This is a genomic window from Pseudomonas sp. CLCA07 (assembly GCF_053615335.1).
On record NZ_CM132131.1, the window covers coordinates 5,762,692 to 5,777,871 of the forward strand.

Here is a 15,180-nt window from a genome sequence, read left to right on the forward strand (position 1 = left end):
GCTTATGACTGATTTAACTAATTGATTAATAACGAATTAAAGCGTAGATCACCAAAATGGTGAGGCTGTTCACCATTTTGACGCACTTGACAGGTTCGAAAAATAGACAAGATTTCCTATGTGAAATCAGCCGCTTGAGGATGGTCTATGGTTGATGCGCAACTGTGAGAAAAAGTTTGATGCACCAGATTGAGTCCTGACGGTTCGGACAACTTGCCTGGCATTCGGCCTGAGTGAACAGACACGTCGCCGAGGACTCGCTGGATATATTAATAAAAACAGTTAGTTGCAACGTTTTATGGAACTGCCCGATGCTCAATCGGAATGCCCGGCACGTTTATTGAAACCTCCGGCACCTGATGAGCAAAAAATAATTCAAAGAACAGTGGAGCGGCCATGCAACAGATCAGATCGCAAGTGACCGAGCGCGAAGGCTTGTTTGAGCTGGAAGCCGGCAGCGACGTCCTCGACAGTCCCCGTTACAACCACGATATGGCACCGACCAAGTTGCACGAACGCACGTGGAACAAATGGCACATCACCGCGCTGTGGATCGGCATGGCGATCTGTGTGCCGACCTACACACTGGGCGGCGTGCTCACCGCGTACTTCGGGTTGACGGTGGGCGAGGCGCTGTTGGCGATCCTGTTTGCCAACATCATCGTGCTGATCCCCCTGACACTGAACGCCTTCGCCGGTACCAAGTACGGCATTCCGTTTCCGGTGTTGCTGCGTTCGAGCTTCGGCGTTCTCGGTTCCAACATTCCTTGCCTGATCCGCGCCCTGGTGGCGTGTGGCTGGTTCGGGATTCAGACGATGTTCGGCGGGTTGGCCATTCACCTGTTTCTTGGCTCGGTGTTCGAGGGCTGGAAGTCGTTGGGCGGCACCGGTGAAGTCATCGGCTTCATGGTGTTCTGGGCGCTGAACCTGTGGGTGGTGATTCGCGGCGCCGAGTCGATCAAATGGCTGGAAACCCTGTCCGCGCCGTTGTTGATATTGGTCGGTGTGGGCTTGCTGTTCTGGGCGCTGCCGAATGTATCGATGACCGAGTTGCTGGCGATCCCGGCCAAGCGTCCGGAAGGCGCGAGCGTGGCGGGTTATTTCGCCGCCGGCCTGACCGCGATGGTCGGTTTCTGGGCCACCTTGTCGTTGAACATTCCCGATTTCAGCCGCTACGCCAAAAGCCAGAAAGACCAGATCATCGGGCAGATTATCGGCCTGCCGTTGACCATGTTCCTGTTTGCATCGCTGGGCGTAGTGATGACCGCCGCCTCAGTAAAACTGGTGGGTGTGACCGTCTCCGATCCGGTGACGTTGATCGGGCATATCCAGAGCCCGGTCTGGGTCGCGCTGGCCATGGCGCTGATCATCATCGCCACGCTGTCGACCAACACGGCGGCCAATATCGTTTCACCGACCAACGATTTCCAGAACGTCGCACCCAAGTTGATCAACCGCACCAAAGCGGTGTTGCTCACCGGGGTGGTGGGGTTGTTGCTGATGGGGCATGAACTGCTGAAAAAGCTCGGGCTGATCGTCTCTGACCTGAGCCTGGAAACGGTCTACTCCAACTGGCTGCTGGGGTATTCCAGCCTGCTCGGGCCTATCGCCGGGATCATGGTGGTGGACTATTTCCTGATCAAGAAGCAGCAACTGGATCTGGCCGGGCTCTATCGCGATGACGTTTATCCGGCCTGGAACTGGTTCGGGTTTATCGCGTTTGGTGTGCCGGTAGTGCTGACGCTGCTGTCGCTGGGTAGCGATGCGTTCAGCTGGTTTTACAGCTACGGCTGGTTTACCGGCTCGGCGTTGGGTGGGGTGATTTATTACGGGTTGTGCTCGTTGCGGCCTAGCCCATCCGTCGAGAAATCTGCGGTGTAGCGGATGGCCTCATCGCTGGCAAGCCCGCCTCCTACAGATTCACAAACCCCCTGTAGGAGCCGGGCTTGCCAGCGATGGCGGCCTAAAGAGCACCCAGGAAATACCTGAATAACCTATAACAACTGCCTGAGGAGATCACCATGAACGCTGCCGTAGACGTTCTGCAATCCACCCATCAGCACATCAACCGCGACCGCTTGTGGCAATCACTCATGGAGCTGGCCAAGCTCGGTGCCACGGTCAAGGGTGGCGTCTGCCGCCTGGCCCTGACGGACCTCGACCGCCAGGCCCGCGACATCTTCGTCAACTGGTGCGAAGACGCCGGTTGCACCGTCAGCGTCGACGCCGTCGGCAACATCTTTGCCCGCCGTCCGGGTCGCAACCCGAACCTGCCACCGGTCATGACCGGCAGCCACATCGACACCCAACCCACCGGCGGCAAGTTCGACGGTTGCTTTGGCGTACTGGCCGGCGTCGAAGTGCTGCGCACTCTCAATGATCTGAAAATTGAAACCGAAGCGCCACTCGAAGTAGTGGTCTGGACCAACGAAGAAGGCTCGCGCTTCGCCCCGTGCATGATGGGCTCCGGTGTCTTCGCGGAAAAATTCACCCTCGAAGAAACCCTCGCCAAAGTCGATGCCGAAGGCATCACCGTGGGCCAGGCGCTGAACGCCATCGGCTACGCCGGCCCGCGTCAGGTCAGTGGGCATGCGGTGGGCGCTTATTTTGAAGCACACATCGAGCAAGGTCCGATCCTTGAAGACGAACACAAAACCATCGGGGTGGTGATGGGTGCGCTCGGCCAGAAATGGTTCGACCTCAAACTGCGTGGTGTCGAAGCCCACGCCGGCCCGACCCCGATGCACCTGCGCAAGGACGCCCTGGTCGGCGCCGCCGTGATCGTCGGTGCGGTCAACCGCGCCGCGCTGGGCCATCAACCCCACGCCTGCGGCACCGTCGGCTGCCTGCAAGCCTATCCCGGCTCACGCAACGTCATCCCCGGTGAAGTGCGCATGACCCTCGACTTCCGGCATCTGGAACCGGCACGCCTGGACTCGATGATCGCCGAAGTCCGTAAAGTCATCGAAACCACCTGCGATGAACACGGCCTGACCTTCGAGCTCACACCGACGGCCGACTTCCCGCCGCTGTACTTCGACCAGGGCTGTGTCGAAGCGGTGCGCAACGCGGCCAAAGGCTTGGGCTTGTCGCACATGGACATCGTCAGCGGAGCAGGGCACGACGCGATCTTCCTCGCCGAACTCGGCCCGGCCGGAATGATTTTCGTGCCGTGCGAAGGCGGCATCAGCCACAACGAGATCGAAAACGCCGCGCCGGACGATCTGGCGGCCGGGTGTGCGGTGTTGTTGCGGGCGATGCTGGCGGCGTCGGCAGCGATTGCCAGTGGGCAGCCCGCGGTCTGAAACAACGGACGTGCGCTTCGGTAGACACCGGTAAGACCTGTGGGCGAGCAGGCTCGCTCCCACAGGTTCTTTGCACGATCTCAACCCTGCGCGGTCGTACTCTTCACGGGGGCTAAAAGCCCCGTTGTCCATGTGGAGTACCCATGAACCAGGACGTCCTGAGCACCGAAACCAATCGTCGCCAGATGCAGCAGATTATTGCGGGTTTGTCCGACGGCGTGATTCTGCTGGAGCTCGATCAGACGATTCTTTGGGCCAATGAAGCGGCGCTGGCCATGCACGGTGTCGAGCAGCTCCGAGAACTGGGCGCCAATGCCAGGGAGTACGCCAAACGCTTCGCCTTGCGCTATCGCAACCATCACCCGGTACCGAAGGCCAATTACCCGATCAACCGAGTCGCCCGGGGCGAAACGTTCGGCGATATGCTGGTTGAAGTGACGCCTGCCGACGATGAAGAACTCACCTGGGTGCACCGGGTGCGCAGCATGGTACTGGCGGACAGCGCCGGTGAGCTGGAGTCGCTGGTGCTGATCATGGACGACGTCACCGAGTGGGCCAGCGCCGAGCAGCGTTTCGAAAAGACGTTCAACGCCAACCCGGCCCCGGCGGTGATCTGTCGCCTCAGCGATTTGCGTTACATCAAGGTCAACAGCGGTTTTCTGGAAATGACCGGTTATACCCGTGATCAGGTGATCGGCGTGTCGACGTATGAACTGGATGTGCTGCATGGCGCGGAAAAAAAAGATCTGGCAATTGAGCGACTGCGTGACCACGCCACTATTCCGCAGATGCAGGCTGAGTTGCGATTGCCTGAAGGGGGCAGCAAGCAGGTGATCGTCGCCGGGCAACCGCTGGAGTTAAACGAAGAAGACTGCATGCTGTTTTCGTTCGTCGACATGGAGCCTCGGCACAAAGCCGAAATCGCGCTGCGCCAGAGCGAGGAGCGCTTTGCCAAGGCCTTTCGCCTGTCACCGGTGCCGACGCTGGTGTGCAGTGTCGAGGATCAAATGGTGCTCGATGCCAACGACGCCTTTCTCGACACCCTCGCGTATCCCAGTGAAGAAGTGCTCGGCAAAACAGTGGCGCAGATCGATATCTTCGACGACTCGGGCGCGCGCGCACGCTTTTTTTCGGCACTAGAGGAGGCCGCAAGGCTGGACCGAGTCGATGTCAGAATCCGTAAAAAGAATGGTGAAATGATCGATTGCACGGTCTCGGGCGACACCGTGAACATTCAGGACAGTCCTTGCTACCTGTTGGTGTTGATGAACATCACCGAACGCAAACGCACCGAGCTTGAGCTGGTCGCGGCCATCGAAGAGGTGATGAAAGATGCCTCGTGGTTCAGCCGCACGCTGATCGAAAAACTGGCCAATGTGAAAAGCGTAAACGCACCGACGTTGCCCAGCGCGTCCTTCACCGACCTGACCGCCCGTGAGCGTGATGTACTCGGCCTGATCTGCGAAGGGTTGGCCGACAAGGAAATCGCCGTGCGTCTGAAACTGGCGGCTAACACGGTACGCAATCACGTTTCGATGGTGTATTCCAAACTTGGCGTTCACAGCCGCAGCGAGGCGATTGTCTGGGCGCGCGAGCGTGGATTGTTCTCCCGGCACTAGAGTGAAAATGCACTAGTTCAGGCAGTGCAATTGGATGTATTGGTGCCAGACTTCAGCGACTAGGCTGTCAGTGTGCGAAACGAGTCTTTTGACCGCTTCGCGTCCACGACGACGAAACCGCTCAAGGAACCGCCACATGTGTCGCCCACTCATCACCGTTTCAATCGACGAGGTTGCCCGTCAGCCGGTGGGTGAATCGCAATGATTCACCTGGCGCAATTGCGGGCGTTGCTGGAGCAACACTTTTCTCCCTGCGCCTGTGAATGCAGTGTGTCGGGAGACAATTCGGTGACGGTGAAGCTGTATCACCCGGCGTCGGGCGAGGTCGACCTGGTGGTCAGTGGATTGAAAGTGACGAGCCTCAATTCGCCGCAAGCGGTGGCGTCGTTAATCGAAGAGCTTCGTTACGAACTGCAGAGCAATAGGTTGCATCACCCGGGCGGGGACGAGTAGGAACTGTCGTTTTTCGGGGTAAAAAACGGCCTGATACCTTAAATGCTGGCATTGACCGGTGACTGGGCTATAAGAAACGAGAAGGTAAAATTTTCTGTGACCGATCCGCGGCTTCGCGGTGTTGTCGTCGTGTCGCGGAAAGCATCGATTACTTACCGCGGGTCAGACTATGAACAGTCTTGGAAAACGTGCTTTTTCGCCGCTGTCGCTCGCCTTCTGCGTTGCGATCCTCAGTGGTTGCTCCAGTCCACCGCCTCCGCCGCCCCCTCTGCCACCCGTAGAAAAAACCTGCGAAACCCTGGACAACACCTCTGTGACAGGTGACGCGCAAGGAGAGGGTGAAGTGACTCGGATCACCACGACCACTCGCTGCGTGACTCAATAACCCTGGGCGTAGTCGGCACAGCGGTGTTCGCCATCGAGGGCGCGATCAGTGCCCTGCGTAGCAACCCCGACCTGTTTGGGGGAGGGTGATTTGTAGCAGCTGGCGGAGCCTGACGCAGGCTCCGCCAGCTGCTACGGATTGCGTTATGGCTTAACTGATCGGCATTAGCCCAATGGCTGCCTTTAGCTCACCTGGCGCATCGAATCAGGACAGGAACCCACCGTCCACATTCAACGAAACCCCAGTGGTGTAGCTCGACGCATCACTCGCCAGATACAACACGGCGCCGGCCATTTCACTCGGATCAGCAACGCGCTTGAGCGGAATCTGCTGCAACGCAGTCTTCAGGATTGCATCGTTTTTCACCAGCGCCGAAGCAAACTTGGTGTCGGTCAGGCCCGGCAGCAGGGCATTGCAGCGGATGCCGAACTGCGCGCATTCCTTGGCGAACACTTTGGTCATGTTGATCACGGCGGCTTTGGTCACCGAGTAGATGCCCTGGAAGATGCCCGGCGAGACGCCGTTGATCGAGGCGACGTTGATGATGCTGCCACCACCGTTTTCGCGCATGATCTTGCCGGCTTCCACCGACATGAAGAAGTAGCCGCGGATGTTGACGTCGACGGTTTTCTGGAAGGCGCTGAGGTCGGTGTCCAGTACGTTGCAGAACTGTGGGTTGGTCGCTGCGTTGTTGACCAGAATGTCGAGGCGGCCGAACTGTTCCTTGATGCCGGCGAAGACCTGGCTGATCTGTTCCATTTCACCAATGTGGCAAGCGACGGCAGTGGCTTTGCCGCCGGCGGCGATGATCGCGTCGGCCACATGCTGGCAACCGTCGAGCTTGCGGCTCGAGACGATGACGTGGGCGCCTTGCTGGGCCAGTAATTTGGCGATGGCTTCACCGATGCCGCGGCTGGCGCCGGAGACGAAAGCGATTTTGCCGTCGAGGTCGAACAACTGAGTCTTGGACATGGGATTCCCTTGTAATGAGCCTTGTTATGGGGGGCTGATGTGCTATCAGGTAAGCGCATTATCGCTGTCCGTAGGAGCCAGGCTTGCCGGCGAAGGCGTATTTGAGTTTGTCTTCGCCGGCAAGCCTGGCTCCTACGAGTCATGTGTTGGTTTCAGAGGTTGGATTTCTGGATGACTTGCAAGCTCATTTGCTCCAGCAGCTTGTTCATGTGAATGAACTGCGCGAAGCGTTTGTCCTGAGTCTGACCATGGAAGAAGCGGTAGTAGATCTGCTGCACGATGCCGGCCAGACGGAACAGGCCATAGGTGTAGTAGAAGTCGAAATTGTCGATCCGGATGCCCGCGCGTTCGGCGTAGTAATCGACGAATTCGCGGCGGGTCAGCATGCCTGGTGCGTGGCTGGGCTGGCGCCGCATCAGTTGCACCGGTGGCGGGTCGCCGGCTTCGATCCAGTAAGCGAGGGTGTTGCCCAAATCCATCAGCGGGTCGCCGAGGGTGGTCAGTTCCCAGTCCAATACACCGATGATTTGCATCGGGTTTTGCGGGTCGAGGATCACGTTGTCGAAACGATAGTCGTTGTGGACGATGCTGGAAGTCGGGTGGTCGGCCGGCATTTTGTCGTTGAGCCAGGCTTTTACCGCTTCCCACTGCGGCGCATCCGGGGTCAGGGCTTTCTCGTAGCGGTCGCTCCAGCCTTTGATTTGCCGCGCGACATAACCTTCGGGCTTGCCGAGGTCACCCAGGCCATAGGCGTTGTAGTCGACACGGTGCAGTTCAACGAACTTGTCGATGAAGCTTTTGCACAAGGCTTCGGTTTTCGCCGAATCCAGACCCAGTTCCGGCGGCAGTTCGGAACGCAGGATGATCCCGTTGACCCGCTCCATCACATAGAACTCGGCGCCGATCACCGATTCGTCAGTGCAGTGCACGTAGGCTTTGGGGCAGTACGGAAAACCGTCCTTGAGTTGATTGAGAATGCGGAATTCACGGCCCATGTCATGGGCGGATTTGGCCTTGTGGCCGAACGGCGGCCGACGCAGAACGAATTCCTGCTCGGGGTATTCGAGCAGGTAAGTCAGATTCGACGCTCCGCCCGGAAACTGGCTGATCTTTGGCAAACCACTCAGGCCCGCAATGCGCGCCTTGAGGTACGGATCGATCAGGCTGGCATCGAGTTCTTCGCCGGAGCGGATACGAGTGGACTGGTCAGTAAGCGCCATGCTTATCCCTTCTGCTTATTTTGGAGGCAAGACATCATTGACTAATCTAATGGTGAGGCCGGGATGCCACAAGCGCGGCACGGTCTTATAGGTTAGCGTGTTGCTGGATAATCAGCGTTCTTGATAGGCGAGAACAGTGCCGACGGGCTATGGTTCAGGGGATACGGTGCTTCCAGGAAGGAGCGTTGAAAATGGGTTGTCCGCAAGTCTGTGCCACCGCAACCCTGCAATGCAGTTTCGGCGCGGCGCCCGCCGTACTCAATGTGTTGCCGGTGAACCGAACCCTGACCGGGGGGCTACCGGCGGCGAACATCATGGACCACATCCCGCTGGTGAACATCATGCCCTTTGGCATGTGCATGAGCATGGCCAACCCGGTGGTCGCTGCTGCGACTGCGGCGGCGCTCGGGGTGTTGACGCCAATGCCCTGCATCCCGGCCACCGCCGCCCCGTGGATCCCCGGTGGTGCGCCGACCCTGCTGCTGGGCGGTATGCCAGCCATCGATGCCAACAGCACCCTGATGTGTAATTGGGCCGGGGTGATAAAGATTGTGATGCCTGGACAAATGCAGATGCTGATTCCCTGACTCACACGATCAAACTGTGGGAGCGGGCTTGCTCGCGAAGGCGGTATGTCGGGTGGCATTGATGTTGAATGTGCCGGCCTCTTCGCGAGCAAGCCTGCTCGTGATGAGGCCATGACATTCAACACAACAGGTTCAGACTTGCGCAGGATCACTCCAGCGCCTGAACCACCAGCGCACCCTCGAGATCGGCTTGCCCTCGGCGTCCAGCGGTCGCCCGTCGGCGGCAAAGCCCTGTTCCGGTTCCAGCAATTGACCGTTGAGATAACGGGCCTCGACGGCGGGTTTACCGTTGGGATGAAAGCGCTGATACCGGCCCTCGCGCACGCCGTCGCGGTAGAACTCTGCCTCGGACAGTTGCCCATCGGGAAAGTAATTGAACGCCTCGCCATGCAGCAGCCCTCGGCGGTAAGTCGCCTTGCGCTGTAGCCAGCCTTGCGGCGCATGGAAACTGGCGACCCCCTGCAGCTTGTCATGAACAAACGGCAGCTGCGCCGAGACCTTGCCGTTAGGGTGATAGAGCAAGGTAGTACCTTGCAGCTCGCCCTGGCTGTAGTGCAAATCAGCCTGCGCGCGACCGTCATCCTTGATGTGCAACGCACCGTCGAGCTGGCCATCCAACAAGCGACCTTTGAGGTGTTTATCGTTCTGCTGCAGGTCCAGAGGCGTGATGGTCATGGGTGCTCCTTGTCAGTTGACCTGCACAAGACCACCCTTGATGGTCAGCATGCCGCCGCCATCCACAGTCTGCGAAGCGGCGGCTTTGTTGGTCAGGCTGATCCCGGCATCGTTGGTCATTGTCGTGCCGGCCTTGTTTTCCAACGAGGTACCGGCCTGATTGCTCAGAGACGTACCAGCCTTTTGGCTGATCGAGGTACTGGCCTGGGCCGCCAGATCCGCGCCGCTCTTGATGGTGAAACTGCCACCACTTTCCAGGGTCAGGGTGCCGGTCACCTTGATCGTCAGGTTGCCATCCACCGTCAGGCTGTAATCACCGGTGACCTTATGCGTGTAGTTGCCACCGGTGCTGTGGGTCTGGTCAGTGCCCACAGTCACTGTGCGACTGTCCTTCACATCGAGATTGTCGCTCCCCGTCTGGATGGTCACGCTGCGTTTGCCTTTCTCCAGGGTCACGGTCTCGTCGCCTTCTTTCACCGTGCGGGTGCGGGCGTTCTGCACTGTCAGGGTTTCGTCGTGGCCGACAGTGGCGGTGGTGTCGTTGAGCACGTTGATCTTCAGATCTTTCTGCGCCTGGAGAAACACCTCTTCGGCGTCCTTCTTGTCCTCGAATCGCAGCTCGTTGAAACCGCCGCCGCCTTTGGACGATTGGGTCTTGATCCCGGACTGGGTCTGATTCGCTGGCAGCGCATAGGGCAGGGCGTTGTCACCGTTGTAGACGCAACCCGTCACCAGCGGTCGATCGGGATCGCCATCGATAAACGTCACGATCACTTCCTGGCCGATGCGCGGTACGAACTGCATGCCGAAACCCTTACCGCTCCAGGGCAATACCACTCGCACCCAGCAGGAACTGGCTTCGTCGTTCTTGCCATCGCGATCCCACGGGAACTGCAACTTGATCCGGCCATATTCGTCGGTCCAGATTTCTTCGCCCGACTTGCCGACGACGATGGCGGTCTGAGTGTGCATTCGCGGTTTTGGCGTGGTTCGCTGCGGCCGGAACGGTGTGGCTTTGGGGATCGCTTCGAAGCGATTCTGGTAGCCGTCGTGGCTGGCTTCATGAGTGACCGCGGTCACCACCCAATCAATATTCAGCGTCGCGTCATCATGGCCGGCCAGGGTGAACCAATGCCCCGGCACCAACCAGCGACAGTCGCTCTCACCAACTAAACGCTTCTCCTGACTGCGCAGCCCGTCGACTCGCTGCTTGGTCAACGTATCGCCCCGAGCCTTGGCGTTGTAGCTGCCGGGATGCTCGTACATCGAGCGGGGCCCGGCGACTGCTTCAGCCTGGCTGTACAGCGACGTGGTCGGCGTGGTGAATTCGTAATCCGTCGCCCGATACACCCCGGCAACCGCTTGCATGCACACCTGGCCTGAGCGAATGCCGTGCAGTTCGCGCTCACCCATTTGCTGACCGAGATAATTCACTTTCGGCCCGTTGGGGATCGGAGGAAATGCATCGTTACTGTCCCCCAGCACCAGCGTGTGCTTGCCATCCTCGTGGGTGTAGAACCAGAAAATCCCGTCTTCTTCCAGAAGGCGCGAAACGAACGCGAAATCGGTTTCGCCGTACTGCACGCAGTACTCGCGCGGTGTGTAACTGCCGGTGAGTTTCAGCAGGAAGTCGGTGAAACCATGGGCCTTGAAAATCGTGGTGACAATGTCTGAGGTGGCGAGGTTCTGGAATACGCGGTTGTTGCTGGCCAGCGTTAGCCACCATAACCATGGGCGCAGCATCAGTTGATAGCGCTCGGCGGTGGCATCGGCGGGGAGCTGGCTGATTTCAGCGACCAGCGCATCGATGGGGCGAGTTTGTGCGTCGTTGTGCAGTGTCGTCGTGACGTGGGTCGCGACGGCGCTGGTCAGCGTGAGTGATGTGCCGTCGTTGAGGCCGTTGAGGGTTTGCGAGCCCAATGAGTTGAGCGCTTCCTCACCGGACAGCGACTCAGGGTAAAGCGCCGATAGCACGGCAGAGGTGAGTGAGAGACTGGTGTTGCTGTCCGTGGTGCGGGGCATTGAGCAACCTCAAGCAGTGATCAATGATAGTGGGGCGACATGAAATACATCCTCCCTCGTCCCCTTTTACTTTTCTCCCGTGACTTAGAGATAGGGATTGTTTCGCAAAACCTTTTCCTTGGCTTTTTCCGCAATTTTGTTAGTTGAAGTCTGCCCCGCGACTTCCGCGTCAATCCCGACTGAGTCGGTCAGAACACCGCCAAAGGTTCCGCTCGGGGCACGGCCATTGAGCCACCCGGGGTTTGCGCTAGCGGTATTGGCCCAAAGTACCGCATCCTGCAAGGTGTCATGCCAGGACACGATGGTGTCGTTACGCATCGTTGCCTCATCATGGGTGGCCACTTTGAAATAGAGGGTGCGTCCCCCTGCATAGACCCCGAGCAGGGCAGTAAGCATGTTGCCGGTATCGGCGAGATTGCAGCAGACATAGCAACGGTAGGCCGCTGCGGCTGGCATGTTATTGCTGAAAAAATGTACCCAATAGGCAGTGCTTCCCGGCGCAAGCCATGCCGCTACGGTTCCCCAGTTGGGGGCCTGAGCAAGGGTGTTTTGATTTTGCGCAGTAATAATTCTTGCGTCGACACCAATCGCGCCGGTCACTGCCGCGGCGTAGCCCGCCGCGGCAGCTTTCAACCCGACGGTATAGGCCGCGTGGTCATAGGCATCAACATTAGGGTTAGCTGTGAAGCGTGCGGCAGTTGTGTTGACTGCAGTATTGAAGCGATGGGATACATCCAGATCGTCGAATGACATTGTCCACCTCCGTCTTTCTTCGTAGGGCCGTTTTGCCAAGTTGAAAGGGGGTATCTCTATTTTTGTTACTCTTCTTTCTTTTTAAGGAAGTGCGACATTGAGTGCAGCGAACTGCGCATGAATACCCGCTGCATGTGCAATCACCATGGTCGCTGTGTTCGGATAGAGCCACCACACGGTGACTGCCGGGATGGTTGCAGCGCACCATGCCGCGCAACCATTTGCTCCGGCGCAGGGCGCCAGCTCCACGAACATATGGGGGTGATAACCGCCTGCCAGGTTGCCGGCATTATGTGCCTGCCGCTCTGCGTGGTGACCTGGATTGAAAAGGCCTCCAGCTTGTACCGCATCTGAATCGAGTAGATGAGCCTGGCTTTGTCCAAATCGATAATCGGGTGTGCCCATTGGAGTGTGGGCAAGTGTTTTGATGCTGGCACAACAAGACCCATTACCTACGCCATTTCCAGGACCTCTGATGTCGGCAAACTGATAGATGCACGCCATTGCCAGTTCTCTGGCAATTTCGCGATGAATTCCGGCGGTACTGATGTGGGGCATTTGTATCCTCCGTGATTTAATAAAATTGCCATTGGACATATTGTTCAGCTGATGGAAAATTATCTGAATGATCAGTCAATTCGACTTCACTCCAACACCCACTCCGCCAACTTCCCCGTCACCTGCGTCATCAACACATTCTCGACATCCCGGGCACCCGCAGCACTGCACTTGGCCAACACCGCCTGCACAATCCCGGCATCAAATTCAAACTGTTTCCCGGTCGCGGCCTTGTAACGCCCGCGCAATTTCTCCAGCTTCGCCAACACAATCCCTTCCAGCGTCGCTTCATCCAGCGGCCGATACGCCACCACCGTCATACGCGCCAGAAACGCCGGGCGAAACGCTTGCAGCAGCACTTTGTGCAACGCTTCGTTGAAGGCGTCGGTGCCCAGTTGCGCGACCGGTGTGTCGAGCAACAATTCAGCACCGACGTTACTGGTGGCGAGCATCACAGTGTTTTTGAAGTCCACCACCAACCCGGTGCCGTCCTCCATGACGCCTTTGTCGAAGACGTTGTAGAAGGCTTCAAGCACATCCGGGTGAGCCTTTTCAATTTCGTCGAGCAGCACCACCGAATAAGGTTTACGCCGCACCGCTTCGGTGAGCACGCCACCGCTGCCATAACCGACGTAGCCGGGCGGGGCGCCTTTGAGCTGGCTGACGGTGTGGGCTTCCTGGTATTCGGAAAGGTTGATGCTGATCAGGTTGCGTTCGCCGCCATATAGCGCGTCGGCCAGGGCGTAAGCGGTTTCGGTTTTACCGACGCCGGTGGGGCCGACCAGCAGGAATACGCCGACCGGTTTTTGCGGGTCGGTGAGGCCGGCGCGGTAGGCCTGTAAACGCTGGGCGATGGTGCCCAACGCAACGCTTTGTCCCATAACGCGCAAACCCATGCGTTGGCCGAGGGTGCGCACGGCGTGGGCTTCGTCGGCCAGCATTTTTCCGACCGGGATACCGGTCCATCCGGCAATGACGGCGGCGACGGTTTTGGTGTCAACCTGCTCTGGCACCAGAGGGTCATCCTGGCGTATGGCGTCGAGTCCGGCTTCCAGGCGCACCAGTTCGGCGGCCAGGTGATCGATGCGGCTGTCAGTGGCTTCGTCCGGTTTGTCGCTGTCGGCGCGTTCGCTCAAGGCGAGTAACTGGCGGCGGGTTTCCAGCAGTTCGCGCACGGCGACCCGCTCTTCGTTCCAGCGGGTTTCCAATTCGCGAATGGCCTGCACGTTGGCGACGGATTCGCTTTCCAGCAGGGTGATGCGTTCACGGTGATCGAGTCCGGTAGCTTGCTCCCGACGCAAGCGCTCGACCTCATCCTTGAGGCTGTTTTGCCGATGGCGCAGGCTTTCCAGCGGTGGTGGCACGTCGTGCTGGCCGAGGGCGACCCGAGCGCAGGCGGTGTCGAGCACGCTGATGGCCTTGTCCGGCAACTGGCGCCCGGAGATGTAGCGATGGGACAGTTTCACCGCTTCGTGGATGGCGGCGTCCAGCACTTGCACGCCGTGGTGCTGTTCGAGTTTGGCGGCGACGCCACGGAGCATTTCCACAGCAGTGGTTTCGTCTGGTTCCTCGACTTGTACCAACTGAAAACGCCGGGCGAGGGCCGGGTCTTTCTCGAAGTATTTTTTGTACTCAAGCCAGGTCGTTGCGGCCAGGGTGCGCAGTTCGCCACGGGCCAATGCCGGCTTGAGCAGGTTGGCTGCGTCGCTGCCGCCTTCCGCGCCGCCAGCGCCAATCAGGGTGTGGGCTTCGTCGATAAACAGAATGATTGGCTTGTCGGCGCTACGCACCGCGTCAATCACGCCTTTGAGGCGCTGTTCGAACTCGCCTTTGACCCCAGCGCCTGCTTGCAACAAGCCGAGGTCGAGTACGCGCAGGCTGACTTCCTGCAAAGACGGTGGCACATCCCCGGCGGCGATGCGCAAGGCCAGCCCTTCGACTACAGCGGTCTTGCCCACGCCCGGCGCACCGACCAGGATCGGGTTGTTCTGCCGACGGCGTAGCAGGATGTCAATGCACTGGCGGATCTCGCCGTCGCGGCCGACGATGGGATCGATACGTCCGGCATGGGCGTCGGCGGTCAGGTCCTGGGTGTATTGGTCCAGCACTGAATCCTGTTTTGGCGCTGAATGGCCCGCCGCTGAAGGACGCGCTCCACCGACGTGTTCGCGAGAGCTTTCGGTCCATTCCAGCAGGTTGCTACGCAGCGCTTCCCGGGGGATTTTCAACAGCGAAGAGGCACTGTTGAGGAGCAAACTGCGGCGCTCGTCGCGGTCGATCAAGGCCAGTAGCAACAGACCGGAACGGATGCTGTCCAGCCCCAAAACGCTGGCGTGCACCACCGCGTCTTCGAGCAGGCCGATGGTTTGCGCGGAGAGCGCCGGGGTGCGGGTGCTGCCGGATTTGAACAACTCCAGGGCCTTGTTGATTTCCGCCGTCAGGGCATCGCGCTCCAGGCCGAAGCGCGGCAGCAAATAAGCGAAGTCACCGCCCTCAATGTCCAGCAGTTCCAGCAGCAAATGTTCGATTTCAACGTAGTGATGACCTCGTTGCAGACAGCGTTGAGCCGCGCGTTCCAAGGCGCGGCGGTTGTCCGGGTTGAGGCGTCCGATCAGGCTGGCCAGTTCCATG

General features: G+C 59.0%; 12 protein-coding genes. 5 read left to right on the forward strand and 7 right to left on the reverse strand.

Going from position 1 to position 15,180, the window contains the following annotated elements; translation table 11 throughout:
• Positions 1-396 precede the first annotated feature (396 nt).
• The 4 genes from ACWGZX_RS26535 to ACWGZX_RS26550 all read left to right on the forward strand — a co-directional run bounded on the left by ACWGZX_RS26535 (position 397) and on the right by ACWGZX_RS26550 (position 5,377).
• A complete protein-coding gene (locus tag ACWGZX_RS26535) occupies positions 397-1,881 on the forward strand; it encodes an NCS1 family nucleobase:cation symporter-1 (protein ID WP_452626126.1) in 1,485 nt (494 codons plus the stop codon).
• A gap of 140 nt (positions 1,882-2,021) precedes the next feature.
• On the forward strand, positions 2,022-3,305 hold the full coding sequence (locus tag ACWGZX_RS26540; protein ID WP_452626127.1) for a Zn-dependent hydrolase: 1,284 nt from the start codon (positions 2,022-2,024) through the stop codon (positions 3,303-3,305).
• Between the two features lie 143 nt (positions 3,306-3,448).
• Complete coding sequence (locus tag ACWGZX_RS26545; RefSeq protein WP_452626128.1) at positions 3,449-4,924, forward strand: PAS domain S-box protein; 1,476 nt, start codon at positions 3,449-3,451, stop codon at positions 4,922-4,924.
• Positions 4,925-5,125: 201 nt separating this feature from the next.
• The gene (locus ACWGZX_RS26550) at positions 5,126-5,377 is read left to right on the forward strand and encodes a DUF1652 domain-containing protein (RefSeq protein WP_452626129.1); all 252 of its coding nucleotides are present in this window, start codon (positions 5,126-5,128) and stop codon (positions 5,375-5,377) included.
• A 589-nt stretch (positions 5,378-5,966) separates the two neighbouring features.
• On the opposite strand, the gene ACWGZX_RS26555 is transcribed toward ACWGZX_RS26550, so the two are convergent.
• The gene (locus ACWGZX_RS26555) at positions 5,967-6,734 is read right to left on the reverse strand and encodes an SDR family oxidoreductase (protein ID WP_007948679.1); all 768 of its coding nucleotides are present in this window, start codon (positions 6,732-6,734) and stop codon (positions 5,967-5,969) included.
• A gap of 152 nt (positions 6,735-6,886) precedes the next feature.
• Positions 6,887-7,954 carry a phosphotransferase family protein gene (locus ACWGZX_RS26560; RefSeq protein ID WP_452626130.1) on the reverse strand — a complete coding sequence of 356 codons (1,068 nt, stop codon included), beginning with the start codon at positions 7,952-7,954 and terminating at the stop codon, positions 6,887-6,889.
• Between the two features lie 191 nt (positions 7,955-8,145).
• Between ACWGZX_RS26560 and ACWGZX_RS26565 the strand changes: the two genes are divergently transcribed.
• Positions 8,146-8,541: a DUF4280 domain-containing protein gene (locus ACWGZX_RS26565; protein WP_452626132.1), complete on the forward strand. Its 396-nt coding sequence runs from the start codon at positions 8,146-8,148 to the stop codon at positions 8,539-8,541.
• Between the two features lie 132 nt (positions 8,542-8,673).
• Here the strand turns inward: ACWGZX_RS26565 and ACWGZX_RS26570 are convergent, their stop codons facing one another.
• From ACWGZX_RS26570 to tssH, 5 genes are all read right to left on the reverse strand, one after another.
• Entirely contained in the window at positions 8,674-9,216 is a 543-nt protein-coding gene (locus ACWGZX_RS26570) for a toxin-antitoxin system YwqK family antitoxin (RefSeq protein ID WP_452626133.1), read from the reverse strand.
• A 12-nt stretch (positions 9,217-9,228) separates the two neighbouring features.
• Positions 9,229-11,238, reverse strand: coding sequence for a type VI secretion system tip protein TssI/VgrG (tssI, locus tag ACWGZX_RS26575; protein WP_452626134.1), 2,010 nt, complete (start codon positions 11,236-11,238; stop codon positions 9,229-9,231).
• 84 nt (positions 11,239-11,322) lie between these two features.
• The gene (locus ACWGZX_RS26580) at positions 11,323-11,991 is read right to left on the reverse strand and encodes a hypothetical protein (protein ID WP_452626135.1); all 669 of its coding nucleotides are present in this window, start codon (positions 11,989-11,991) and stop codon (positions 11,323-11,325) included.
• Between the two features lie 81 nt (positions 11,992-12,072).
• Complete coding sequence (locus ACWGZX_RS26585; RefSeq protein ID WP_452626136.1) at positions 12,073-12,549, reverse strand: hypothetical protein; 477 nt, start codon at positions 12,547-12,549, stop codon at positions 12,073-12,075.
• Positions 12,550-12,635: 86 nt separating this feature from the next.
• On the reverse strand, positions 12,636-15,179 hold the full coding sequence (tssH, locus tag ACWGZX_RS26590; protein WP_452626137.1) for a type VI secretion system ATPase TssH: 2,544 nt from the start codon (positions 15,177-15,179) through the stop codon (positions 12,636-12,638).
• Position 15,180: the final 1 nt, after the last annotated feature.